Below are 25,037 nucleotides of genomic sequence, written 5' to 3'. Positions count from 1 at the left end.
GTGGTTTCCTAGCTGATAGTTTCTATTTTTGTGTAATCAATTTTATTCGCTTTAGGCGATCCTTCGATATTGCTGACTGTTTTAAATTTGCTGTAGGCAATAAAACCTAAGCAGATAAAGAATAAGCCAATAACTAAAGCACCAACCCATTGAATTTGCAAAAACTCAAGTTTAAATAACAGTGTCAATAATGATAAAGCGATAACGTTCATAGCAATATATTTAAACTTGCCTAAGCGTTTTACAGTTAAGTTTAAATTATCTGTGTATAAACGGATCAGTGAATCAAGCGAGTTTATAACAAACACGATACCTACAAACACCATGGCAAAGTTTTTGATGCCTGCAGTTGGAATACCCGCCTCGTGGTAGTGATATAACACACTAAACCAGATAGCGATTGGTATTGACGGGAAAATCAACATAGCGCCCAATACTTGGTATGTTTTTAAACCACCAACAAAACGCGATGTAAACTGACCAATCATGATGCTCCACGCAAACCACCAAAATAGATAAAACTCATGGTAATCATTCAGTGGCAATACAAATTCATTGATGTTGGCGAAGTAATTGCCAATTAAACCTATATTTTGAGTAAATGCAGAGAGTTCGCTATCGCCAAATAAGAAGGCATCAGCCCACATAAAACCAATTAATGCGATAAACAACCAAGTAGTGGCAATGCTTAAAAAGCGTACGTATTTAATATCGGTACTTGAATACACCGCAAAACAAATAGCGGCAAGTACAATTAAGTAAAATGCTGGAATAACACTTGAACCATCACCAAGTTCTGGTATATACCACGGTAGATTGCTTAGCAGTAAGTATGCGGTAAACGCACAAGTACCAATAATGACCACGTTGTTTAAAAATTTAACCCATGGAATTTCAAAAAACTTCACTTTGGGCTCTATTACACAGAAATAAAAGCACGTAAGAAAATAAAATCCCCAAATTAAAAATCCCCAATAACCAAACTCAATAGAGAGCGGGTTGGCAAATGCATATTCTGGGCTTGCTTTTATGTCTGCATAACCGGCAAATTCGGTTAAAGGAAACATAATAAGGCCAACGTCTAGGCCAGAGGTAAATAGGATTGCTATAAAGGTGAATGTTCTCACTGGTGTGACGCCTACTACGCGTACATTGCCCCATTTTATTAAAATAGTAACAATGGCAAGTAAGGTAAAAATAATGCCAGCATTAAGCCAAATAGTCATTATCGCCCTCCCAGAATGAATAAAAGTAACACATATATACTCCGTTTTTTATTGTGCTTGCATTAACACCGGCATAACCTATTTATGCTTGTGAGCCACTGCAAGGTACATAAAGGCACTCTTTAAGCATTTTGCTTACGAGAGAGGCCTTTATGACAGGCTAAATTAAAGGTTTTTATTTCGTTGTGTAGTTTGCCAATCAGTGGCATTCACAACATCAACTCCTGTATGAGCTAAGGGCTTATTTCCTAGAATAATATCCACGGCTTTTTCGGCCACCATAATCGTAGGGGCATTTAAATTACCGTTCGGTATGGTCGGAAAAATTGACGAATCAACCACACGTAAGCTTTGTATGCCATGCACTTGAGTGTTTGAGTTAACCACGGCCATATCATCTTCACCCATTTTACAAGAGCAAGAAGGGTGATAAGCACTTTCTACGGCTTGGCGAACAAAGGCATCAATTTGCTCATCAGTTTGAACTTGTTGCCCTGGTTGAATTTCTTCACCACGAAATTGGTTAAATGCTGGTTGTTCAATGATTTCGCGTGTTAAACGTACGCACGCTCTAAAGCCTTCAATATCGTCTTGATGCTCTAGGTAATTAAATACAATTTTAGGTGGCTGTGTTGGATCAGCTGATGCAATAGTGACACTGCCTCGGCTCTTAGGCTTGTTATGGCCTACATGCACTTGAAAACCATGCCCTGCAAAAGCACTACGACCATCGTAACGCATAGCGGCCGGTAAAAAGTGATACTGTATGTCAGGCCATTCAACACCTGGCTTTGAGCGAATAAAGGCACATGATTCAAAATGATTAGTTGAGCCTAAGCCTTTGCGAGTTAGTAGCCATTTTGCGCCAATTAAACCTTTAGAAAACAAGCCTAACTTACCGTTTAAAGTAATCGGTTGTTTACACTTATATTGAAAGTAAAACTCTAAATGATCTTGCAGGTTTTGGCCTACACCTGGTAAGTGATGTTTTACTTCAACGCCTGCTTTCTCAAGTGCTTGAGTATCACCAATACCTGAAAGCTGTAGTAGGTGTGGTGAACCAATAGAGCCTGCGCTTAAGATAACTTCTTTATTTGCTTTTGCAGTTTTAACCGCGCCATTAAGCTTGTATTCAACGCCGGTTGCTTTTTTACCATCTAAAATAACGCGCTGGGCAAGAGCACCTGTAACGATTGTTAAGTTGCTACGATGCTTAATAGGATCTAAATATTCTCGAGAGGCTGAGCTACGCACACCGTTTTTAACGGTCATGTGCATAGGGCCAAAACCTTCTTGCTGAGCACTATTGTAGTCATTTGTTGTTGAATAACCGGCCTCTGCACCCGCTTCAATAAATGCAGTGTATAACGGGTTCTCCATGTTATTGCCGTTATTAACACCTAGCGGACCTTTGCCACCACGATGGCTATTTTCACCTAGGTAAAAGCTTTCTGCTTTTTTAAAATACGGTAAACACGCTTGGTAATCCCAGCCGTTAGCACCGTGCTGTTGCCATTCATCAAAATCTTTAGCGTGGCCACGCACATACACCATGCCATTAATCGATGATGAGCCGCCAAGAACTTTACCGCGTGGGCAATGCATTTCACGGTTATCTAGATGTGGCTCTGGTTGCGTATGAAATTGCCACGCAAACTTATCTGTATTCATTGGAATAGAGAGTGCCGTTGGCATTTTTATAAAGATGCTTTTATCGCTGCCGCCGGTTTCAAGTAACAATACCTTGTTACTTGAATCTTCAGACAAGCGATTTGCTAACACACAGCCTGCTGAGCCCGCACCTACAATAATATAATCAAAAGAGTGGTTCATGATGATTCCTTAAAACGGGCTTTCTATGTCGGCCATGCCAACATAAATAGATTTAGTTTGTGTGTAATGATCTAGAGTCTCTATGCCATTTTCACGACCAATACCCGATTGCTTATAACCACCCACTGGCATCTCTGCTGGTGAGTTACCGTAAGCATTAATCCAACAAATACCGGCTTGCAGTTGATGAATTACGCGATGAGCGCGTTTAATGTCGCTGGTGAAAACGCCTGCAGCTAAACCTAAGTGAGTGCCATTAGCGCGGGCAATCACATCATCTTCATCATCAAAGACTAAAACGCTCATTACTGGGCCAAAAATCTCTTCTTTAACGATAGTCATTTCATCATTGCAATCAACAAACACAGTCGGCGCTACAAAATAGCCATTTGGCGCTGCTTCTGGAGAAAGCGTTGAACCACCTGTTAATAGTGTTGCGCCTTCTTCAAGACCTTTGTCGATGTAACTCATCACTAAATCTTGATGCTTTTTAGAAATAAGCGCGCCAAAGTTAGTGTTTAGATCTTGTGGGTCGCCGGCAATAATATTGTTTTCAGTGCGTGTTTTAAGTTCATCAATAAATTGTTGGTAAACATTTTTGTGTACGTAAATACGGGTACAGTTAGTGCAAATTTCACCTTGGGTATAAAAGTTACCTAGCATAGCGGCACTTACTGCTTGCTCTATATTGGCATCATCAAATACTAGTAATGGCGATTTACCACCGAGCTCCATAGTCACATCTTTTAATGTGCCTGCAGCACTGGCTACAACTTTTTTACCTGTACCTACTTCACCAGTAAACGATACTTTATCAATATCTTGATGTGCAGTAAGCCATTGACCTACTTCGCCCGCGCCTTGCACTACATTAAATACGCCAGCAGGAACGCCTGCTTCAATAAACACTTCGGCTAATTTAATTGCGCCAAGTGGTGTTTCTTCAGATGGCTTAAAAATAAATGCATTACCCGCTGCAAGAGCAGGACCTGACTTCCAACATGCAATTTGTAATGGGTAGTTCCATGCACCAATACCTGCACAAATACCTAGAGGTTCTTTGCGAGTATAATAAAAATCATCGCCAACCATTTGCTGTTGACCAACTTGTGCAGGGGCAAGGCCTGCGAAATATTCAATAACATCTGCGCCTGTTTCAATATCTACGCAGTTAGCTTCTTGCATTGGTTTACCAGTATCGAGAACTTCAACCAGGGCAAGCTCGTCATTGCGCTCGCGTAAAATAGCAACAGCGTTTAATAAAATACGGCTGCGCTCAATAGGGGTCATCGCTGACCAAACTTTAAAGCCTTGTTTTGCACTTTCTATCGCTGCGTTTTGAACATACTCATCAGCGACTTCAACGGCATAAATTACCTGGCCGGTTGCAGGGTTTACTACATCAAATGTTTCGCCGCTTTTATTCGCAAGGAATTGGCCGTTGATAAAGTTTTGATAAATAGGTGTAGTCACGTTAGGCTCCATATTGCTTGATAAGTGAATGCACGTAGTTTTTAGCCAGTGATTCACTGTGTTTAAACTGATTTTCGTCTGATTGGCTTAATACGGCACGAAGCCATAAGCCATCAATCATTGCTGCGGTTAATTCGGCCGCGAGTGTCGCTTGCGCCAAAGGCATTAATTGCTTAAATGAAACGGTTAAATTGCTCTGCAAGCGTTTGCTGTTTACTTTTTGTAAACGATGAAGTTCCTTATCGTGCATTGATTGCGCCCAAAAACTTAGCCACGTCCGAGTGGTATCTTTTCGTTGTTGTACTAGCGCAAAGTTTGATTCAACAATAAACATTAACCTTTGAGTTGCAGTGGTGTTTTCATCAACTTTATTAATTAAGTCGTCTTTCAAGTTCGAGAGTAAATAACGCACAGTTGCTTCAATTAGCCCCTGTTTCCCACCAAAGTAATGACTAATTATGCCTGATGACATTCCAGCATTTTTACTAATGCTATTAATTGTAGTCGCTTGAAGCCCTTTTTGAGCAACTGATTCTATAGTCGCGTCAATTAGCTGCTGACGCCTTACAGGTTCCATTCCAACTTTGGGCATAATTTTTATTAATTGAACGTTCAATAAAGATTAAGCTTAAGGTAATAGCTCTAACAATTCAAGGCTTGTGTAAATAGCAAGAGAGTAAAGTATGGATAAATGATTAACAAAATGAGTATTAAATGATGCAAAATTAACAACATAATGATTTATATAAAATCAATAAATAACAGTGGGTTATATTTGTTTTTTGTGTTTGCTTATATAGTGTAATTAATTGTTTACGAGGTAAGAGAAACTTTTAGTGATTTATTTGTTAGTGCGTTAACTATTAGAGTACTAATTGTATTTTTTACCAGCAGGGTAGTTATGTGAAGGTAAAACGAATATATCTGTTTTTCCGATGAAATACCGATTATAGAAAGGGAGATGGGAGGTAAATTAACCGAATGTTAACCTAAGAAGGGGTAAAGCAAGGTGCTGTTTAGGTTTCAACAACACCTTTAAATAGAAGGGGATAACGTCTTAAGCGATTGCCAATATAATCATCGGCCATGATCTGTTCACAAATTTCGTCGATGTTATCAGTAGCTTCAAACACCCAATCAAAACGTTCAATCGCGAGCAAAAAACCGCGCTTTAAGTGTGTTTGTTCGCGGTAATAAGCAAGGTTATTTTTTATCAGTTGCAGCTTTTCAGGTTCAGCTTTTAATTGCGCAATAACTTGGTGAATAAACTGTAAATTGCGTGAACCAGTTGGCCTATTTCGTCTATTTGTTGGTCGCATTACTCTTCGTTAGCTATGTTGTAGAGTTTCTTCAAAAAGTCGTCTTTGTGTTTGTCATGTTCATAATCTAAGTGATAGGTATTATGAAATCCAAAACGTAATAATACCCCACTACCTTGTAAGTAAACGGTATAGCCGTCAATATCAGAAAATGCAGTGACCCCCTGATAAAGCTTACCTTCTTCTGTGGTTTTACCACGTTGCTGGATACGTTCGTAAACCGCTAGAATCTGTTTGTTGTCGATTTCATTTTTCATTGTTTATACCTTTTATTTATTCTCTCATACGGGGTAGATATGCGGGTCGATCATCATAAAAACAATAGTCAAGAATGTGCGATATTGCTTTGTTATTTTCAATTTATAAATTATGCTCAAAGTTCACTTTATGTTGAGCTTTTACCATGATAGACAAAGCGTTACTTTTAAAAACTCGTGAATTATCCGACCAACTTATTGCACTGCAAACCCCCATTAGAATACTCGATGCAATTAATTGGGATAAACAGACTAAAGAAGAGTTTTTTAGGCAAAAATGTCAAAAAAATCCTCTGATAGATCGTGCCTATTACCAACAGCGCGATTTAGGATTTGTGCCTAGTGAGTTGCGCCAAGCATTTTCAACACTGCATCGTAATATTATTAATCAGTTGGGACAATTAAACCCAATAACCCAATATATGGGTAAAATGTGTGGTGAATATAAAACAGTGCTCAATATGCTGGAGCATCGAGGCACTGCCGAATTTCATGACTTGTCGGTAGAGCTATTTGGTCACCCAAAAGATCTTTTTCATGCTGGTGAGCCTTCTTTATCTGAGCTTGCTAATATGCTCGAGCAGCCATTAAAAAGTTTACTTGATGCGAACATTTTGCCTGAAGATCCTAAAAATATTGATGCCAGTGATGCGGTGCGGATTTTATCTGAACAAGTTAATGCCAGTATGCAAGGCATTAATGTTGAAGTAATGCTAAGTGACGGAATTGTCAGTGATGCCGCAGCAGGAGCTAACAATATAAAGCTTAATCAAGATGTTAAGTTTTCTCAGCGCGAATTAGATATTTTAGAGGTACACGAGGGCTGGATCCATGTAGGCACCACTCAAAATGGCTTAGCGCAACCTTATTTAACTTGTTTGAGTAAAGGCACGCCAAGCTCTACCGTTACCCAAGAAGGGCTTGCAGTACTGACCGAAATAATTACTCTTAAATCAACACCACGTCGCTTATCAAAATTAGTAAACCGTATTCAAGCGGTCACCAAAGTGATTGATGGTGCTGAGTTTGTAGATATATACCGAGATTATGTAGCACAAGGGTTATCAAAAGACGACAGCTACACCCTTGCACAGCGTGTATTTAGAGGTAGCACCGCAACCGGCTTACCGTTTACTAAAGACATTGCTTATATAAAAGGCTTTGTATTGGTTTATAACTTAATTCGGGTGGCGATACAGCTTGGCAGAATTGACCAATTACCGCTATTGCTGGTGGGTAAAATATCAATTGATGACTTTAGGTTAATATCGCAACTACATGATTTAGGTGTGATTGAAAACCCGCAATTTGTGCCGCCTCATTTTAAAGATTTAAGAGGACTTGCTACGTGGCTGAGCTTTGGTCGTTTTATTGGTAATTTGTCATTTGAACAATTAGAAAACGACTACAAGCCGTTGTTTTTATGATTTATAAGTGAGCTTTTTCTCAGAAACAAAAAAAGCCCAAAAATGGGCTTTTTTTAATTTAGCACAACACAGTTAACGTGCGTTGGTGCTCTCGAAAATTTTATCTGCAGAGGCTGCAACAAATCCAGTGTAAATTTCACCATCTGGTTTTGGATAACGAATAGCAAACTCGTAAAAACAGCTAGGAATGCGCATATCGCCATCGCAAAAGGTCACAGCGTATTCATCAGCTAATGTTGATGATTGCTCTAGTAGCACCTCTGGTGAGCCTTTTACTTCGCCTCCTGAGGTATTAAGTGCAAAACCTGCATCTTTAAGAGCTTGGTTTACATCATGGATGTTATCAAATTTAGCTAAGGTATTAATGTTCACAGTAAAATGATTTGCACGGTAACCCCACGCAGACATCCACGCTGCATATTCGCTCTCAGCTAATAACTTTTTGTATGTATCGGTGCTTACTTGCCAATGTGTGCCTGAATATAAAAAGTTATCGGCAGTCACAGCGCTTTCGTCAATTTGTGCAACCATATCAGTAACGATAGCTTGAAGCTCAGGCGAACATTTTTCAACTAATAATTCAGAAATAAACACTTTAGGCTGTGTCGGATCGCTATGTTCATAATGCTTGGCGTAGAGCTTTTTTGCTTCAAAGTGGTACTCACCACATTCTTTATAACCAATAGCTAAAAAGTGCGCAGCTAGTTTTTCAAGGCCTACTTTTTCTATGTTAAAAGTACGCAAAGCAATATGATCGTTAATAATGTCGTCTTTTTGCGTTGAGCCTAATAAGTCATGAATTTTATCAGCTGATGGCGTTACTGTTAGGTAGTTTTGCCATAAGTTATCAAATAATGTGTTTACATCAGTATGCATGGTAAATCCTTAAATTTTCTAAAATTGTTATTCAATTATTAAGCCCGGCGCGAGGGTTTGCGGTAAGTTAACTTTTTCTGACTCTACTGAGGCCACTGGGTATGCGCAGTAATCTGCAGCATAGTATGCACTGGCTCTGTGGTTACCACTGGCACCTATGCCACCAAATGGCGCTGCGCTTGATGCGCCTGTAATAGGGCGGTTCCAGTTAACAATACCGGCACGAATACGCTTTAAAAAGTGGCTGTAATCATCTTCGCTGTCTGCAAGTAAACCTGCAGATAAACCAAAGCTGGTGTTGTTCGCCTCTGCTATAGCGCTATCAAAGTCAGTGTAGCGGTATACTTTAATTAGCGGGCCAAAGTGTTCTTCATCAGCGATTTCATCGATATTAGTGACATCAATAATACCAGGGCTGACAAACCCAGTGCCTGGTTTTAATTGTTTAAGCTCAACGAGTACCTCAGCACCTTGTTTAACTAGGTCAGCTTGCGCTGCAACCATGCCTAAGGCGGCTTTTTCACTGATCATGGCACCCATAAATGGTTGTTCGGCTGCAAAGCTATCATCTACAAGAATATTTTTGGTTGCGCTGATCAGCTTTTCTAAAATCGCATCGCCATTGGCTGATTTTTCAATAAATAATCGACGTGAACAAGTACAACGCTGACCCGAAGTAATAAAGCCCGATTGAATAATATCGTGAACGGCGGCGCTCACATCAGCAACATCTTTAACCACCAGCGGATTGTTACCGCCCATTTCAAGCGCTAAGATTTTACCTGGATGGCCTGCAAATTGTTTATGTAATAAATGGCCTGTGTTTGAGCTACCAGTAAAAAATAAGCCATCGATATCTTGATGTGAGGCAAGTGCTTTACCTGTTTCTAGTTCACCTTGAACAAGGTTTATAACCCCAGCAGGTAAGCCTGCTTTTAGCCACAGCTCTAAAGTAAACTGCGCGACATGAGGAGTTAATTCAGATGGTTTAAACACCACGGTATTACCCGCTAATATAGCAGGGACTATATGACCATTGGGTAAGTGGCCTGGGAAGTTATACGGGCCAAAAATAGCCACTACACCATGTGGTTTATGGCGAATAAAGGCTTTTGCGCCAGGCATTGGGTTTTCGGTTGTGCCAGTACGTTCATTGTAAGCACGGATAGAAATAGCAACCTTGCCTGTCATCGCACCGACTTCTGTGCGTGTTTCCCATAATGGTTTACCTGTTTCACGAGCAATAATGCTAGCAAATTCTTCGCTGTGTTCTTTTAATTGGACAACGAAGTTTTCTAAAATGGTAATACGTTGTTCAATTGGCATATCGGCCCATTGAATTTGCGCAGCTCTTGCCGCTTCTATGGCACTACCAACTTGTTCGGGGCTGGCGCCATTACCTTGCCAAACAATTTCGCCATTACTTGGATTAACAGAATTAAAAGCAGGGCCTTGGCCTGCGTGCCATTGGTTATTAATTAGTTGTGTGTTCATAAATAGTGTTACAGGCGGAAAAATCGCGCTGCATCTCCTTGATTTAAATGAAGTGCATCAGCTACTTCTTGGCTGATAACTAAGGTGTGCTTTGCTTGATTATAATGAGCGTGTTTAGTGAACGTGGCTCTAAAGTCGCTAACTCCTTGATTACAAATAGCAAGGGTATCTGAGCTTTGCTCATTAATATGTTCAAGTTCACCAATGGTAATAGGGCAAACCTGTGAATCACGAATACTGCGAATATTACCGAGCTTTGCCTCTACCGTGGGGCCTGCGTCAAATAAATCAACGTAGCCACGATGTTCAAACCCTTCTTTTTCAAGTAACTTAAGTGCAGGCTTGGTTTTATCATGGACATGGCCAATCACCGCTTGTGCATTTTTACTTAGTAAGTTTACATAGATAGGGTATTTGGGCATAAGCTCGCTAATAAATACTTTATCGCCTAAGCCTACTAAGTGGTCGGCTTGTGGAAATTCAATACTAAAAAAGTGTTCTTGTAACCATTGCCAAAATGGAGAGTGCCCCTGGTCATCACTCACGCCACGCATTTCAGCAATTACAGTGTCGGCAAAGCGTTCACTATGCTGTGCCATAAATAAAAAGCGTGAACGTGATAAAAATCGACCTGTTAAGCCTTTTCTGCTGTCTTCACGTAAAAATAAAGTACATATTTCTGAGCAACCAGTGTAGTCATTACACATACTTAAAATATCAACGGTATTGTAAACGCCTAAAGTGGGTGAATGATGGACGGTTTTACCTAAATGGTAATGGTACAAAGGTACAGACAAGCCGACGGCTGCTTCAATGGCGGTAGTACCAATTACTTTGCCAGTGTCACTGTCTTCTAAAACAAATAAATAGCTTTCGTCGATAGGCTTATCAACGTTTTTAGTAAAGCTGTTTTGTGCACGGTCTATTTTTTCTTGTAGTTGCCCATCATCGACAGGTAAAGAGGTAAAACCATGGCCTGATTCAATGGCAATCTCTTTAAGTGCTGCAAAATCATTGACAGTAATAGGACGTAGTACTTGCATTAATTACTTGCTCCGATAAAGCCCTGAGGTAAACATTTATCTCAGGGCTTAATATGTTTTACTTAGTGATTAACCGTTTACAACTTCGCTCACTGCTTTTTCAAAGCGAGCTAAGCCTTCTTTAATATCTTCAAATGGGATCACTAATGAAGGCGTAAAGCGGATAACGTTCATTCCGGCGACTAAATTCATTAAACCGTTGTTAGCACTTGCGACTAAAAAGTCGCGAGCACGGCCTTCAAACTTCTCATTTAATACCGCACCAATCAGTAAGCCTTTACCGCGTACTTCACTAAATACATGGTATTTTTCGTTAATAGTATTTAGACCATCACGGAACATTTGCTCACGTTCTTTTACGCCATTTAAAACCGCAGGGGTATTTACTGTGTCAAAAGCCGCTTCTGCTACAGCACACGCTAATGGGTTACCACCGTAGGTAGAACCATGAGTGCCTATTTTTAGGTGAGCTGCAATGTCAGTAGTGGTGATCATCGCGCCAATTGGGAAACCGCCACCTAATGCTTTAGCCGTGGTTAAAATGTCAGGAATAACATCTAGGCCTTCGTATGCGTATAAGTGACCTGTACGGCCAACACCCGTTTGCACTTCATCAAAAATTAGCAGTGCGTTATGCTTAGTACACAGTTCACGTACTTTTTGTGCAAATTCATTGGTTGGTGGCACAATACCGCCTTCACCTTGTAATGGCTCCATCATTACCGCACAAGTATCATCACTAATTAAGGCTTCAAAAGCGGCAATATCATTGTAATCACAATGAACAATATCAGCAGGTTTTGGACCAAAACCATCAGAGTAAGCGGCTTGGCCACCCACTGTTACAGTGAAAAAAGTACGGCCATGAAAGCCTTTATTAAAAGCGATAATTTTAGATTTTTCAGCACCAAATTTATCCAGTGCAAAGCGACGCGCTAATTTTAAAGCCGCTTCGTTTGCTTCAGCTCCTGAGTTTGCAAAGTAAACTTTTTCAGCAAAGGTCGCATCAACCATTTTTTTAGCTAAGCGAAGTGCTGGCTCATTGGTCATTACATTTGCTAAGTGCCAAATTTTCTCGCCTTGCTCTTTAAGTGCGCCTACTAATGCAGGGTGGCAATGACCTAAACAATTAACCGCAATACCACCGGCAAAATCGATAAATTCGTTATTATTTTGATCCCACACGCGTGAGCCTTCACCACGAACCGGAATAACTGCAGATGGGTTGTAGTTAGGGACCATTACGTCGTTAAATAAATCTCTGGTTACTTGCATTTTTACACCTAAATTAATCACATAAAAAAATACGTTGCTGAAAAATAACGCTAAGCTCAGGCTTATTCAGCAATACAATGCGTTTTACTTGTTAAAAGTGTCATTATCAAAGGTTATGAATTAAATTTGCAGTGCTATTTTGTGAAAAATGATTAGAATAATGGTCAAATCAACGAAACTTATTAGCATTATGATAACTCCCCAAGATGAAAAGTTACTATCAGTATTAAAAATGAACGCTCGAGCGAGTATTTCTGATCTAGCTCGGCATTTAAATTTATCACGCTCAACAGTGCAAAGCCGTATGCTCAAGTTGGAGCAAAGTGGGGTAATTAAAGGGTATAGCGTTGACTTTGGTGATGATTTTTTAAATAGCTTGGTTTCTGCGCACGTCTCTATAAAGGTTATGCAGAAGCTAACGACAAAAACCAACGTAGAGTTAAAGCAAATAGATGCTATATCTCAGTTGTATGCAATTAGTGGTGAGTTTGATTTAATTGCCATTGTTGAGGCTCAAAACCTTGAGCAGTTGAGCCATTTACTTGACGATATAGGTAATCTCGATGGCGTAGAGCGTACTCGTTCATCGGTTATTTTAGAAACTAAATTTAAGCGTTAATTTGATTGTTTATCACCATTCAGTGAGTATTAATTATTTGCATTTAAGCCTACTTAATTGTAATCTTCTTATTATTAGGAACAAGGATTGTTTTTACCAAATCAATAGGCTCTTCGCCTCTTCGTTTGCCACAATCCCCAAGTATTGAATAAACCTGATAAATATACTTATTACATGTATAAACCTTAGTTTTTTTTACTATGTAAAACAGGGTGTTTTGGAAAAACTGCTCAAACACATTACAAGGAAATGTTATGAAATACACAACACTAGTTGCTGCAGCCTTATTAATAATAGGTGGCTCATATTTAAGTGCGAAGGCCACTTTATTTGACTCAAGCGATAATATAACGGTTGAAACTTACAGCGATATATTTTTCAAACTAGAATCCTCTCCCATCAATATTGATGAGATTATTACTGGTGCGAGTCAGTTTGCCAATAGCTTATGTGATGAAAGTATTTATCAAGAAGTCATTGGAGAGTCAGTAAACTCATGCAAGCAAAAATTCAAACAATCACAAGCGCAGTGTGCTGACTTTATTACAAAAAATAGTGAGGTTATGTACACTGATAAAGTGGCTATAACGCTGGTATCTGAAAAATTTATAAATTGCATGACTAATAGTTAGGTTTCCTTTATTTAAGATTAGTAATAAAAATCTCCCTGAGCTGGCAGGCATTAATAAAACCTAGCATATTCCACGGCGTGGTCTATGCTGAATTTTATTAGTTGTTAACGCCCAGTTTGCTTTAGGGAGTACAATGCAAGAAAATTTACTCAATTCAGTCATCAAAATAACTAAAAATAGAGATGTAGATTCTCTTGAATACAGTTTGATATCGACCATCCAAGAGTTTATTGGCTGTAAAGAAGTCTCAGTTTACAAAGATGTAGAAGTTCAGGGCCAGCTTACTATTGAGCAAAGTCTTTGTTTAAAAATTACTGGTGAAAAACAATTTGAGTGGCAACAACGACAAATTGTTACACACCCTGAGGATGAACTTCTATCTTGCTTACGTTCTGCTTGCATTATCACTGTGCAATCAACAGATGGCATTGAGCGCCGTTGGTTACCTATTACCCGCCAAGAAAAAACAGTTGCCGCAATTTCAGTGGTTTCAAACAGCCTAGATAGTCCATCTCAAGTGATGTTGAATGCTTTTTGTCGTATTTTTGAAAACTATTTAGTCATTCTTCATGAAAATGAAAGAGATAAATTAACAGGTCTATTAAATAGACAAACCTTTGAGAAAAAAATAAAGCAACTGATTGAAAAACAAGTATTGAAAGTACACAGTTTATCCCGGGGTGAGGGTAAAAGGCTGCAAAAATACGCATCTACATCTTGGTTGGCTATTTTAGACATTGATCACTTTAAAAATATAAACGACAAGTATGGTCATATCTGTGGCGATGAAGTGCTACTGATATTAGCGCAAAATATGCGTCATTTTTTTCGTTCAACCGATTTGATTTTTCGCTTTGGTGGAGAAGAATTTGTGATTGTTTTTGAGCCTACCGAGGCAGACTCTATAAGTAATAAAATGGCAGAATTTTTACAGCTCGTCAGAAATACATCGTTTCCTTTTATTGGAAATATGACGGTCAGTGCTGGTTTAGCACGTATTAGCCCTTATGATTTTCCAATCACTGTAATAGAGAACGCTGATAAAGCACTATATTACGCTAAAAATAATGGCCGAGATAAATTTTGTATCTACGAAGATTTAATTGCTGAACAGCTAATCAAAGTACAAGAAAATGATTCAGAAATAGATTTATTTTAACTTACTTAGCTTGAGTATGACTTCGTTTGACTTTAACTTTAGTAACTTGGTCGAGCTTTAAAAAATAAACATTACCGCCAATGCCTTTAAATTCCTCATCGGTAAAGGCAATTGTATTGTTATCATAAAACGTGATCGCTTCTTTTTGGGTCACAATGCCGAGATCAATTTTAGACACATCGCCAGAGAAAAATTTATCCCCTTTGAAATCTTCAAACAGCCAAATACTGGTTGAATCTAGTAGTGCAAGTTTTTTTCTATTTGGACTGAGCGCCGCTGAGGTGATCCAGCATAACTTTTCCATAGTGGTGCAGGTTCTAAATGAGTCTATTAGCTGGGCGTCAAAATTTGCTGCATGGTCGCCTACCTTGTAAACATTGGTAATACCATCAAAGGGCTCTGTGCGATTTTTAGTAAATAAATATAAATGCCGACCAAAAGCCACAAAAGCTTCTAAGTCGTAGTTACGTTGCTCTGGCTTTATTGGGCTGCCGTCTAATTCCGGGTAGGTAAACTTAATTATCTCGGCTTCGGTGGTATTTGTTTTGATATCAATGGGGTTTTCTATTTTATAAATGGTTAGCCATTTACGTTCATTTTTATTATTGCCAAAGTCCCCTAAGAAAAAATGACCAAATTTATTTTGCGTCATGTCCTCCCAGTCAATATTTTTTGCATTGCTCACCAAAATTTCTTTAGCGATAGAACCATCATCATTGAGTCTATAAAGCTTAGGTTCGTCACCGCTGTCATTAATAGCCCATAGACGTTTATATTTATCAAATTCTATACCTGAAATTTCTTTTAACTTTGGATCTACAGAGACAAGCTTTTTACTATATAGTGTATAAATTGAACTACCCACAACAGCGATGATGGTTAGAAAAACAATAACAGAGGTAATAAAAATGCTTTTTTTAATCATAGTCTTTAAATATTCATCGCATTGGCTAGGTGGATAATTATTATCGCTGATGATGCCGCTAAGCTAAAGGTTTTTAACCATAATGCGGTAATAAAAATGATTATGAGTGTATTGTTTTAAAAGTTATTTAATTGAGTGTAGTTGGTTTAAAAATTGCTCGGTAAAGGAGCTTACCTAAAAACCTGTTTAAATGGTTAAAAACTGCACCAACCTAGTGCGATAAAATAAATAACGCACTGTAATAATGCGTAAATAAAGTTTTGTTTAACTTTAAGCTTGTTTTTATGTGAATGAATGGATTCCACATCGCCTATTTAAGCTGTTTGGCCTGTGGCAAAGATTAATAACCCTTATGGTTTAGTTGGAGCCTATTATGTTGAATAAACGCTTTTTTAAGACAAAAAACGAAGCAGAAGTTACGTTTGAATTTTCTCATCCTGATGCTGAAGATGTCTGTTTGCTTGGGGAGTTTAATGATTGGCAGCCAGTGCCAATGAAATTAAATAAAAAATTGGGTGTGTTTAAATGTAAACAGCGTTTGCCTGTTGATAAAGAGTTTCACTTCCGTTACTTGATTAATGGTAAGCAGTGGGACAACGACCATCAGGCTGATGGCTATCAGGCCAATAATTTTGGTTCAGAAAATAGTATAGTAAATACTCAACGCATTAATTAAGGTTGGTGAATGGACGCACTATCGCAATCATTTTATTTGCATGGAATAGGCTATGAGTACACTAAATATTCTGGTGAACACGTTATTTTTAGTGAACAAACGCGCAAGTTAGCCTTGCAGTGCTGTGGCGTTGACACCAGTGATGCAACACAAATAGCTCAGTTAAATTATCAATTAGATGCGGCCACTTGGTTAACGCTTGCACCGGCTGTTAGCTTAGTAAAACAGCCTAGCAATGTGCTTAAAGTACGTATTAAAGAAGCCGACGCGCACCATAAAATTACGCTTAATATACCTGCATTAAATATAAAACTACAATTTGAGCAAATAGCTGACTATGCGCCATTAGGCGAGTATTTTTTTAAGGACTGCCGTTATATTGAAATAGCGTTACCACTTACCCATTTACCTACGGGTTATTATGATGCTTTGCTGAGTATGGGAGCGCAATCGGCAACTACACAAATTTGGTCTATCCCTAAACAAGTTTATCAAATTGCCGATAGTAAACGCCTTGGCTTATCAATTCAGTTATATACATTAAAAAACCAAGCCGGAATGGGAATTGGTGATTTTAATGATTTACTTGAATTAACCACGTTATGTGCAAAACAAAAAATGGATTATATTTTACTTAATCCTCTGCACTTATTATTTGCAGATAACCCAGAGTGCGCCAGTCCCTATAACCCCAGTAACCGCGCGTTACTCAATCCATTGTATATAGCAATTAACTTATCGCCCGATAGTATTAACAACCCCACTTTAGATGATTACTTATCCTCTTGTTGTTTAACGTCGCATAGCGAGCAAGATATAACCTTTATTAATTATAAAACGGTTACTGAGCAGAAATATAATGCCTTTAAACTGCTTTATGCGCACTTTCAACAGCAGGGCAATCAAGCAAGGCAAGATGAATTTACTGCATTTTGTAAACAGCACCGTGATGTACTTGCTATGCTAGAAACTACGCAGCCGACATTCGACCATTACCTGCAATGGCAGGCACACAGCCAACTCGCACGATGCCAACAACATTGTATCGACCAAGGAATGGCGATTGGTTTGATTAACGACTTAGCAGTTGGCTGTGCCAAAGAGGGCAGTGAATTTAAAAACCAGCAAGCGTTGTTTAGCCAAAATGCGACTGTGGGAGCTCCACCAGATCCTTGGGCTGAAAGTGGCCAAAATTGGGGTTTGCCAGCAATAAATCCTCAGCGCCTTGCTGACAATAACTATTACTTTTACCGCTCACTTATACGCGCCAATATGAATGCTGTGGGTGGATTACGTATTGATCATGTGATGGCAATTAGACGTTTATGGTGGTGCTTTAACAATAATAACAGCCAAGATGGTTGCTATGTTTACTATCCATTCGAGCACTTGTTAGCTATTTTGAAAATTGAATCACACCTTAATCAGGCTGTCGTGATAGGCGAAGATTTAGGTGTTGTGCCACCTGAAGTAAAAGAAGCGCTGGTGAGCAGTGGAATTTTTTCAAACAGTTTATTTTATTTCGAAAAACAACAAAATGATGAATTTGTTAATCGTGATGATCTTAGCGAACAATGCCTGCTGATGATTGCCAATCATGACGTACCGCCATTTGTTGGCTGGTGGCAGCATAGTGATTTGAATCTCAAACAACAGTATCAATTGATTGATGCCGTTGAACATCAGCAGCTCGTGCAGCAACGGCAACAAGAACAACAGCGGCTACTTGGTTTTATTAATACACACGACACACATTCTGATATGTCATTAAACACTGATGCTTTTGCGATTTATAGCGCGCTGGCTTTGTGTTTAGCAAAGTCACCATCGCGATTATTTGCCCTACAGATTGATGACTTAGACAAACAATGCTACCCAGTTAACATTCCGGGTACAGATAAAGAGTATCCCAATTGGAGACGGGTGTTAACACATACGTGCGAGGATATTTTTACTGATAATGCATCACTTTTGACTGCAATACATTCAATGAGGAATGGGTAAATGGGCAGTATAAAAAATATGAAATCAGCGCCTTTGGCTGATTATGACGCACAAGTTACTGCGCTCGCAGCAGGACGCTTTAAAGACCCGTTTAGCTTTTTAGGAGCGCATAGTACACAAAGCGGCATAGAAATTCGAGTGTATTTGCCAGCAGCACTGCAGGTTGAATTGTTAATTGGTGATCAAACAATTACTGCATTGCGCTATAAACAAAGTGATTTATTTATAGCTGAGCTATCAAGTATGCCAAGCAGTATTTACCAATGCCAAGTTAGTTATGAAAGCAATAATATTACCTTTTACGATGAATACAGCTTCAGTAGTACGCTTGATGAGCAAGCGATGTACCTGTTTAACGAAGGGAGTCTTGAGCATGCCTATGCGCACTTAGGCGCGCAATTTATGACTCAACAGGGCGTAGACGGTGTTCGTTTTTGTGTATGGGCACCAAACGCTGCCAGTGTTTCAGTGATTGGCGAATTTAACTTTTGGCAGGCCAATCGTCACTTCATGCGGTTTCATCCTGCCAGTGGAGTATGGGAGTTATTTATCCCGGGGCTGTGCGCCGAGATGTGTTACAAATTTGCTATCACCACACTCAGTGGTGAAGTTTTAGATAAAGCCGATCCATTTGCCTTTAAAATGCAGCAAGCGCCAGGTACAGCAAGCATTTTACAATACAAACCCACCTCTATTACGCTTAGTGAACAAGCGATCAAAAATAGGCAAAAGCGTAATCATATTGATGCCGCTATTAGTATTTATGAAGTGCACTTAGGTTCTTGGCAACGCGCTGAACATAATCGTTATTTAAACTACGGCGAGCTGGCAGATAAGCTTGTAAGTTACGTGACTGATATGGGGTTTACTCACTTACAACTTATGCCTATTAGTGAATACCCGTTTGATGGCTCATGGGGGTATCAGCCGGTAGGCTTGTTTGCACCAACAAGTCGTTTTGGTGATTACAACAGCTTTAAATACTTAGTTGAGCAATGCCATAAAGCCAATATCGGTATTTTACTCGATTGGGTGCCGGGGCACTTTCCAAGCGATCCTCATGGGTTACATTGTTTTGATGGCACCCATTTATATGAACATGCTGATATGCGTCAAGGGTTTCACCCTGATTGGAATACCTATATTTATAATTACGATCGCCCTGAAGTTAAAAGCTTTTTAATATCGAATGCGATGTATTGGCTTAGTCAATTTGGTATTGATGGACTGCGAGTGGATGCAGTGGCATCTATGTTGTATCTTGATTACAGCCGAAAAGAAGGGCAATGGGTAGCTAATTGTTACGGCGGCAGAGAAAACTTAGGGGCAATTGAGTGCCTTAAACAAGTAAACATGCGCAGTTATAAGAATAATCCCGGTATTATGATGGTGGCTGAGGAGTCAACGGCGTGGCCCGGAGTAACGCAAAGCGTTGAGCATAATGGTTTGGGCTTTGGTTACAAATGGAATATGGGCTGGATGAATGACAGTTTGCATTACATGCAGCAAGACTCACTATTTAGGAAATACCATCATCATAAAATGACATTTTCTATGGTGTATGCTTTTAGTGAAAATTACATTTTACCACTGAGTCATGATGAAGTCGTTCACGGCAAAGGTTCACTACTAAACAAAATGCCTGGTGACGATTGGCAACAGTTTGCTAATTTACGGGCATATTATGCGTTTATGTGGGCGCATCCAGGAAAAAAACTTCTGTTTATGGGCGCCGAAATAGCACAGCGAAAAGAGTGGGATCATGATCATTCAATAGATTGGCACTTGCTTGAGCATCAAAGTCACCAAGGTATTCAAGATACGGTTAAACGCCTTAATCATGTGTACCAAGCCCATCCAGCACTTTATGAGCTTGATAGCTGTGCTACTGGTTTTTCATGGATAGATAATGATAACAGTCAGCAAAGTATATTTAGCTTTATTCGTTATGCTAAAAGTGCTGACGATTTTATGGTTATTGTCGCTAATTTTACCCCTACTGCTTATCAACATTTTATTTTAGGCGTGCCTGCTAAAGGCAGTTATAAGGTGAAATTAAATACTGATGAGTCATGTTTTTTTGGCTCCGGTATTAATGTCACTGATGAGCCAAGCCAACTAATACATTCAATTAATCAACCAAATCATGGCTTTGATCACAGTATTACATTGCACATGGGTGGCTTAACCACGGTCTACTTACAAAAGGTGAATGATGAGTAATTGCTTTGAGGTTACCCATGGTGCACCTTTGCCTCTAGGCTCGACTGTACAAAGCAACGGTGTCAACTTTGCCTTATACGCCCCTAATGCAAGCCAAGCATTTGTTTGTTTATTTGATAAAAGTGGCCATACAGAAATATTAAAAATAGCTATGAATATTAACGAAGGCGGAGTGTGGAGTATTCACGTTGCACCACTGAGCGCTGGCGCATTATATGGCTTTAGGGTTGATGGTGAGTATAACCATGAAAAAGGTATGTTATTTAATGAACATAAATTACTGATTGACCCGTATGCAAAAGACTTGTTTAACGAGTTTACTTGGAGCGAGCGCCATTACGGGCAAATGCCGATAGGCACTAAAAGCGTGGTTAATAATGCAATAGATATCCCTAAATCTAAAGTGACTACATCTGTTTCATATATCAATAAAAAGCCTGATCACAGCTGGGCTAATACGGTTATTTATGAATGCCATGTAAAGGGCGCTACCTGTCGTCATCCAGGTATTCCAAAAGCACAGCAAGGTACGTTTTTAGGCTTAAGCCATCCGTGTTTTATTGAGCATCTAAAAAGTTTAGGGGTGACAGCTATTGAGCTTTTGCCTGTACATGCGTTTATAAGTGAACAGTTTTTAATTACTAAAGGGCTACAAAATTACTGGGGCTACAATAGCATCAATTTTTTTACCCCCCATAAAGACTATTTGGTTAATGACGATATAAACGAATTTAAACAGATGGTCAGCGAATTACATCGCGCCAATATTGAAGTTATTTTAGATGTTGTATACAACCATACTGCCGAGGGGGGCAGTGATGGACCGATATTGTCTTTACGTGGCTTCGATAACCTTACTTATTATCGCACTATTACTGGGCAACCTAATGTATACATAAATGATACCGGCTGTGGTAACACCTTAAATATTGACCATCCAAAAACTTTGCAACTGGTTCTTGATAGCTTGCGGTATTGGGTGGAAGTTATGGGAGTGGATGGTTTTCGATTTGACTTAGCAACCATTTTAGGGCGTTCAAGTACCGGCTTTAGTGCTTCTCACACGTTTTTACAGGCCGTTGCACAAGATCCTATATTAAATAAAGTAAAACTGATCAGTGAGCCGTGGGATATAGGCCCTGGTGGGTATCAGTTAGGTGCTTTTCCTGCTCCTTGGCGTGAGTGGAACGATCAATACCGTGATGTGATTAAACGTTTTTGGCAAAGCGAAAAAGGCATTATTAGTGATGTTGCCAAGCGTTTACATGGCTCCTTTGATATTTTTGAACACAGTAATCGTGGCCCGCTTAATAGTATTAATTTTATTACCAGTCATGATGGTTTTACCCTTGCCGATTTAGTCAGTTATGAGCACAAACATAACCAAGCAAATGGTGAAAACAATCAAGATGGCCACAGCGCTAATTATTCGTTTAATTGCGGAGTTGAGGGATTTAGTAGCGATCCTGAAATAATGGGCTTGCGCCTACAACAACAAAAAAACTTTTTACTTACCTTACTGCTCTCTAAAGGGGTGCCAATGATAGCCTCAGGCAGTGAAATGGCCCACTCCCAAGGCGGTAATAATAACGCTTATTGCCAGAATAATCGTACCAGCTGGCTTGCATGGAAAGACTCACAGCTAAACCATTGCTTAATTCAGTTTATAGATGATGCGTTAAAAATTAGGCGCGGTCACAGCGCGTTCAAACACAGTGTATTTTTAGATGATATAGATGAACGTTTCACCGTTAAGTGGTTTACCGAGCAAGGTAAAGAAATGGATGAAACACATTGGCATGAAGATACGCGACAATTTTTAATGTATAGCTTGCTTGATAAGCAAAATAAGCATGGGTTATTAATTATTTTAAACGCCAGTAAACAGCCTGTGCTCTGCCAATTACCACAATCTCCCATTATCAGGCCTTGGACGTTAGTGTTATCAAGCGTAAATAACGCATCATCTGTTGTTGAAGAAGATGCAACCGTGAATATTTCAGCACAAAGTAGTTGGGTTTTTAGTGCCAATTTAGAAGGCGATGATTATGACTAAGCAAGACAAGCAAGTGTGTGTGGTAAAAAGCTGGCAAGAAGGCCCGTTGATTGATGAAAGTACCTTAAGTGATGATTTAACTCGCCACTTTTATTACACCTTAGGGCGTGATGTGGTGGGAGAGTCGCAGTTGTATTTGTATCATGCATTGGCGCTGACGATAAGAGATAGACTCGTTGCGCGTTGCAGAGACACTAATAAGCAAATTAAACAACATAAACGCCGTAAAACAGCATATTTATCGCTAGAATTTTTAATGGGTAGAGCACTGGGTAATGCGGTACTCAACCTTGATTTAGAAGCGCAGGTAAGTACAGCACTGCAAGCTTACTGTACTGAGTTGGAAAATGTAGAACAAGCAGAGCATGATGCCGGCTTAGGTAATGGTGGCTTAGGGCGTCTAGCTGCATGTTTTTTAGATAGTTGCGCGAGTTTAGCGCTGCCTGTAGTGGGGTATGGAATTCGCTATGAATACGGCATGTTTAATCAATCAATAAAAGAAGGTAACCAGGTTGAGCAACCGGATAACTGGCTTCGCGAAGGGCATCCTTGGGAATTGAGTGCACCAGAGCAAGCTAAACGGGTTAAGTTCTCGGGTTATGTACAAAGTTATACCGATAAATTTGGCCGTGAACATCGCCAGTGGGTGAGCTCCCAAGATGTGTTAGCGGTTCCTTATGATGTCCCCATTCCGGGCTATAAAAATAATATTGTTAATACCCTCAGGCTTTGGAAGTCTGAAGCGACCGATGAATTTAATTTAGCCGAATTTAATGCCGGTAGCTATTCAGAAGCGGTAGCACAAAAGAATCTTGCAGAGCAAATAACCATGGTGTTGTACCCTAACGACAGCAGTGAAAATGGTAAAGAATTGCGATTACGCCAGCAATACTTTTTATCATCGGCAAGCATTCAAGATGTACTCAGCCAGTGGATTGAACAATATGGGGATGATTTTACTGACTTTGCTCAGCATCATGTTTTTCAGCTTAACGACACTCATCCTAGTATTGCCGTGGCAGAGCTGATGCGAATTTTAGTTGACGACCATGAACTCGACTGGGATCAGGCATGGAACATCACAACCAAAACCATGGCTTATACAAATCACACTTTATTGCCGGAGGCATTAGAAAAATGGTCAGTGGCATTATTTGCTAAATTATTACCACGTATTTTAGAAATTATTTTTGAAATTAATGCCCGTTTCTTAGCAGAGGTTGCAAGGCATTGGCCGGGTGATGTGCAAAAGCAACGAGACTTATCATTAATTGAAGAGGGCGAAGAGCCGCAAATTCGCATGGCTTTTTTAGCCATTGTTGGTAGTTATTCAGTCAATGGCGTAGCCGCACTGCATACCCAGTTATTAACTGCGGGTTTGTTTAAAGATTTTTACTCATTATGGCCTGAAAAGTTTAATAACAAAACCAATGGGGTGACACCAAGGCGTTGGCTTGCTTATTGTAATCCGGGTCTGAGCCATATTATTAGCGAGAAAATAGGAAAAGACTGGGTAGGCGACTTTGCAAAAATTAGCCAATTACGTCGTTTTTATGATGATCCTCAATTGCACGTAACATGGCAGCAGGCAAAACGGCAAAACAAGCAGCGTTTAGTCGATTTAGTAAAGCAAAAGTGTGGCGTTGAGTTTGACGTAAATATGCTATTTGATGTGCAGGTAAAGCGTATTCATGAATATAAGCGCCAGTTACTCAATGTGCTACATGTTATTCATTTATACGACCGCATTCGTCGTGGCGATACACAAGGCATGGTACCTCGGTGTGTATTACTCGGAGGTAAAGCCGCACCTGGTTATATGATGGCGAAGAAAATTATTAAACTGATTAATAATGTTGCTGAGGTGATCAACAAAGACCCTGAAGTATCGATGTTTTTAAGAGTTGCCTTTTTACCAAATTACAATGTGACCGCCATGGAAACTATATGTCCTGCAACAGATTTGTCGGAGCAAGTTTCTACAGCAGGTAAAGAAGCATCCGGTACCGGCAACATGAAGTTTATGATGAATGGTGCGCTCACAATAGGCACGTTAGATGGCGCGAATATTGAAATCCGCGATGCAGTAGGAGCTGAAAACTTCTTCTTATTTGGCGCACAAGCCGAGCATATTGACGAAATTAAAGCGCATTATAATCCCAGTGAAATTATTGCGAATAATCCAGATCTAAATAACGTGATGCATCTCCTCGAAAGTGGTCATTTTAATCTATTTGAACCAGGCTTATTTGATGATGTGATTAACTGCATTAAAAGCAAAGACGATGCGTGGCTAACTGCACATGACTTTGCCAGTTACATTTCAGCGCAGCGTGAAGTGGATAAAGCGTACGCTGATCAAACCTACTGGACTCAAATGAGTATTTTAAATACCGCGGCCAGTGGCTTATTTTCTAGTGACAGAACGATTGGTCAATATTGTGATGACATATGGCATTTAACCCCACTAGATACTACACACCAAATAGTTAAAACGAACACTGACAGCTGACACTAAAC

The 25,037-nt window shown here is 39.6% G+C and carries 20 protein-coding genes; 9 read left to right on the top strand and 11 right to left on the bottom strand.

Translation table 11 applies throughout. The features are described 5' to 3' along the window. Positions 1–8: 8 nt before the first annotated feature. From FHG08_RS17055 to FHG08_RS17030, 6 genes are all read right to left on the bottom strand, one after another. On the bottom strand, positions 9–1,226 hold the full coding sequence (locus FHG08_RS17055) for a BCCT family transporter (RefSeq protein WP_178957193.1): 1,218 nt from the start codon (positions 1,224–1,226) through the stop codon (positions 9–11). A gap of 165 nt (positions 1,227–1,391) precedes the next feature. After that, on the bottom strand, positions 1,392–3,059 hold the full coding sequence (gene betA, locus FHG08_RS17050; protein ID WP_178957192.1) for a choline dehydrogenase: 1,668 nt from the start codon (positions 3,057–3,059) through the stop codon (positions 1,392–1,394). A 9-nt stretch (positions 3,060–3,068) separates the two neighbouring features. After that, positions 3,069–4,532 carry a betaine-aldehyde dehydrogenase gene (gene betB, locus FHG08_RS17045; protein WP_178957191.1) on the bottom strand — a complete coding sequence of 488 codons (1,464 nt, stop codon included), beginning with the start codon at positions 4,530–4,532 and terminating at the stop codon, positions 3,069–3,071. 1 nt (position 4,533) lies between these two features. After that, positions 4,534–5,109 carry a transcriptional regulator BetI gene (betI, locus tag FHG08_RS17040; protein WP_138607901.1) on the bottom strand — a complete coding sequence of 192 codons (576 nt, stop codon included), beginning with the start codon at positions 5,107–5,109 and terminating at the stop codon, positions 4,534–4,536. A 439-nt stretch (positions 5,110–5,548) separates the two neighbouring features. After that, positions 5,549–5,851 carry a hypothetical protein gene (locus FHG08_RS17035; protein WP_138607903.1) on the bottom strand — a complete coding sequence of 101 codons (303 nt, stop codon included), beginning with the start codon at positions 5,849–5,851 and terminating at the stop codon, positions 5,549–5,551. After that, positions 5,851–6,108: a DUF3081 domain-containing protein gene (locus tag FHG08_RS17030; protein WP_138607905.1), complete on the bottom strand. Its 258-nt coding sequence runs from the start codon at positions 6,106–6,108 to the stop codon at positions 5,851–5,853. The genes FHG08_RS17035 and FHG08_RS17030 overlap by 1 nt, the downstream gene beginning before the upstream one ends. Before the next feature lie 146 nt (positions 6,109–6,254). On the opposite strand from FHG08_RS17030, the gene FHG08_RS17025 reads away from it, so the two are divergent. Continuing rightward, positions 6,255–7,535, top strand: a complete 1,281-nt coding sequence (locus FHG08_RS17025; RefSeq protein ID WP_178957190.1) for a flavohemoglobin expression-modulating QEGLA motif protein — start codon at positions 6,255–6,257, stop codon at positions 7,533–7,535. A 72-nt stretch (positions 7,536–7,607) separates the two neighbouring features. Here the strand turns inward: FHG08_RS17025 and FHG08_RS17020 are convergent, their stop codons facing one another. The 4 genes from FHG08_RS17020 to FHG08_RS17005 all read right to left on the bottom strand — a co-directional run bounded on the left by FHG08_RS17020 (position 7,608) and on the right by FHG08_RS17005 (position 12,223). Then, positions 7,608–8,411, bottom strand: coding sequence for a DUF1338 domain-containing protein (locus FHG08_RS17020; protein WP_178957188.1), 804 nt, complete (start codon positions 8,409–8,411; stop codon positions 7,608–7,610). 27 nt (positions 8,412–8,438) lie between these two features. Beyond that, positions 8,439–9,905, bottom strand: a complete 1,467-nt coding sequence (gene astD / locus FHG08_RS17015; RefSeq protein WP_178957186.1) for a succinylglutamate-semialdehyde dehydrogenase — start codon at positions 9,903–9,905, stop codon at positions 8,439–8,441. 8 nt (positions 9,906–9,913) lie between these two features. Continuing rightward, entirely contained in the window at positions 9,914–10,948 is a 1,035-nt protein-coding gene (astA, locus tag FHG08_RS17010) for an arginine N-succinyltransferase (protein WP_178957176.1), read from the bottom strand. A 69-nt stretch (positions 10,949–11,017) separates the two neighbouring features. Then, on the bottom strand, positions 11,018–12,223 hold the full coding sequence (locus FHG08_RS17005; protein WP_178957175.1) for an aspartate aminotransferase family protein: 1,206 nt from the start codon (positions 12,221–12,223) through the stop codon (positions 11,018–11,020). A 190-nt stretch (positions 12,224–12,413) separates the two neighbouring features. Here FHG08_RS17005 and FHG08_RS17000 point away from each other — a divergent pair, with 190 nt between their 5' ends. The 3 genes from FHG08_RS17000 to FHG08_RS16990 all read left to right on the top strand — a co-directional run bounded on the left by FHG08_RS17000 (position 12,414) and on the right by FHG08_RS16990 (position 14,633). Continuing rightward, positions 12,414–12,842: an Lrp/AsnC family transcriptional regulator gene (locus FHG08_RS17000; RefSeq protein WP_138608036.1), complete on the top strand. Its 429-nt coding sequence runs from the start codon at positions 12,414–12,416 to the stop codon at positions 12,840–12,842. A gap of 254 nt (positions 12,843–13,096) precedes the next feature. Beyond that, positions 13,097–13,474, top strand: coding sequence for a hypothetical protein (locus FHG08_RS16995; protein WP_178957174.1), 378 nt, complete (start codon positions 13,097–13,099; stop codon positions 13,472–13,474). Positions 13,475–13,607: 133 nt separating this feature from the next. After that, on the top strand, positions 13,608–14,633 hold the full coding sequence (locus FHG08_RS16990; protein ID WP_178957173.1) for a GGDEF domain-containing protein: 1,026 nt from the start codon (positions 13,608–13,610) through the stop codon (positions 14,631–14,633). Between the two features lies 1 nt (position 14,634). Here the strand turns inward: FHG08_RS16990 and FHG08_RS16985 are convergent, their stop codons facing one another. Beyond that, positions 14,635–15,558 carry a hypothetical protein gene (locus FHG08_RS16985; RefSeq protein WP_178957172.1) on the bottom strand — a complete coding sequence of 308 codons (924 nt, stop codon included), beginning with the start codon at positions 15,556–15,558 and terminating at the stop codon, positions 14,635–14,637. A 373-nt stretch (positions 15,559–15,931) separates the two neighbouring features. Here FHG08_RS16985 and FHG08_RS16980 point away from each other — a divergent pair, with 373 nt between their 5' ends. From FHG08_RS16980 to FHG08_RS16960, 5 genes are read left to right on the top strand one after another with little or no spacing between them, the layout of a single operon-like run. Then, positions 15,932–16,234: an isoamylase early set domain-containing protein gene (locus FHG08_RS16980; RefSeq protein ID WP_178957171.1), complete on the top strand. Its 303-nt coding sequence runs from the start codon at positions 15,932–15,934 to the stop codon at positions 16,232–16,234. A gap of 9 nt (positions 16,235–16,243) precedes the next feature. Next, positions 16,244–18,238 (top strand): 4-alpha-glucanotransferase, encoded by a 1,995-nt coding sequence (gene malQ, locus FHG08_RS16975; protein ID WP_178957170.1) that lies wholly within the window; start codon positions 16,244–16,246, stop codon positions 18,236–18,238. Continuing rightward, the gene (gene glgB, locus FHG08_RS16970; protein WP_178957169.1) at positions 18,239–20,461 is read left to right on the top strand and encodes a 1,4-alpha-glucan branching protein GlgB; all 2,223 of its coding nucleotides are present in this window, start codon (positions 18,239–18,241) and stop codon (positions 20,459–20,461) included. It abuts the gene before it with no gap. After that, positions 20,454–22,517 carry a glycogen debranching protein GlgX gene (gene glgX, locus FHG08_RS16965; RefSeq protein ID WP_178957168.1) on the top strand — a complete coding sequence of 688 codons (2,064 nt, stop codon included), beginning with the start codon at positions 20,454–20,456 and terminating at the stop codon, positions 22,515–22,517. Before glgB ends, glgX begins: the two co-directional genes overlap by 8 nt. After that, positions 22,510–25,029, top strand: coding sequence for a glycogen/starch/alpha-glucan phosphorylase (locus tag FHG08_RS16960; RefSeq protein ID WP_178957167.1), 2,520 nt, complete (start codon positions 22,510–22,512; stop codon positions 25,027–25,029). Before glgX ends, FHG08_RS16960 begins: the two co-directional genes overlap by 8 nt. Positions 25,030–25,037: the final 8 nt, after the last annotated feature.

This window comes from Pseudoalteromonas sp. Scap03 (assembly GCF_013393115.1).
GTDB lineage: Bacteria > Pseudomonadota > Gammaproteobacteria > Enterobacterales > Alteromonadaceae > Pseudoalteromonas.
The sequence above is the reverse complement of the archived record's forward strand: the minus strand, read 5'-3'. Positions and strand labels throughout refer to the sequence as shown.

What these genes read in the sequence shown, in the direction of transcription:
- FHG08_RS17055 (WP_178957193.1), bottom strand. Translation starts at nt 1,226, where the DNA reads ATGACTATTTGGCTTAATGCTGGCATTATTTTTACCTTACTTGCCATT.
- betA (WP_178957192.1), bottom strand. Translation starts at nt 3,059, where the DNA reads ATGAACCACTCTTTTGATTATATTATTGTAGGTGCGGGCTCAGCAGGC.
- betI (WP_138607901.1), bottom strand. Translation starts at nt 5,109, where the DNA reads ATGGAACCTGTAAGGCGTCAGCAGCTAATTGACGCGACTATAGAATCA.
- FHG08_RS17035 (WP_138607903.1), bottom strand. Translation starts at nt 5,851, where the DNA reads ATGCGACCAACAAATAGACGAAATAGGCCAACTGGTTCACGCAATTTA.
- FHG08_RS17030 (WP_138607905.1), bottom strand. Translation starts at nt 6,108, where the DNA reads ATGAAAAATGAAATCGACAACAAACAGATTCTAGCGGTTTACGAACGT.
- FHG08_RS17025 (WP_178957190.1), top strand. Translation starts at nt 6,255, where the DNA reads ATGATAGACAAAGCGTTACTTTTAAAAACTCGTGAATTATCCGACCAA.
- FHG08_RS17020 (WP_178957188.1), bottom strand. Translation starts at nt 8,411, where the DNA reads ATGCATACTGATGTAAACACATTATTTGATAACTTATGGCAAAACTAC.
- astD (WP_178957186.1), bottom strand. Translation starts at nt 9,905, where the DNA reads ATGAACACACAACTAATTAATAACCAATGGCACGCAGGCCAAGGCCCT.
- astA (WP_178957176.1), bottom strand. Translation starts at nt 10,948, where the DNA reads ATGCAAGTACTACGTCCTATTACTGTCAATGATTTTGCAGCACTTAAA.
- FHG08_RS17005 (WP_178957175.1), bottom strand. Translation starts at nt 12,223, where the DNA reads ATGCAAGTAACCAGAGATTTATTTAACGACGTAATGGTCCCTAACTAC.
- FHG08_RS17000 (WP_138608036.1), top strand. Translation starts at nt 12,414, where the DNA reads ATGATAACTCCCCAAGATGAAAAGTTACTATCAGTATTAAAAATGAAC.
- FHG08_RS16995 (WP_178957174.1), top strand. Translation starts at nt 13,097, where the DNA reads ATGAAATACACAACACTAGTTGCTGCAGCCTTATTAATAATAGGTGGC.
- FHG08_RS16990 (WP_178957173.1), top strand. Translation starts at nt 13,608, where the DNA reads ATGCAAGAAAATTTACTCAATTCAGTCATCAAAATAACTAAAAATAGA.
- FHG08_RS16985 (WP_178957172.1), bottom strand. Translation starts at nt 15,558, where the DNA reads ATGATTAAAAAAAGCATTTTTATTACCTCTGTTATTGTTTTTCTAACC.
- FHG08_RS16980 (WP_178957171.1), top strand. Translation starts at nt 15,932, where the DNA reads ATGTTGAATAAACGCTTTTTTAAGACAAAAAACGAAGCAGAAGTTACG.
- malQ (WP_178957170.1), top strand. Translation starts at nt 16,244, where the DNA reads ATGGACGCACTATCGCAATCATTTTATTTGCATGGAATAGGCTATGAG.
- glgB (WP_178957169.1), top strand. Translation starts at nt 18,239, where the DNA reads ATGGGCAGTATAAAAAATATGAAATCAGCGCCTTTGGCTGATTATGAC.
- glgX (WP_178957168.1), top strand. Translation starts at nt 20,454, where the DNA reads ATGAGTAATTGCTTTGAGGTTACCCATGGTGCACCTTTGCCTCTAGGC.
- FHG08_RS16960 (WP_178957167.1), top strand. Translation starts at nt 22,510, where the DNA reads ATGACTAAGCAAGACAAGCAAGTGTGTGTGGTAAAAAGCTGGCAAGAA.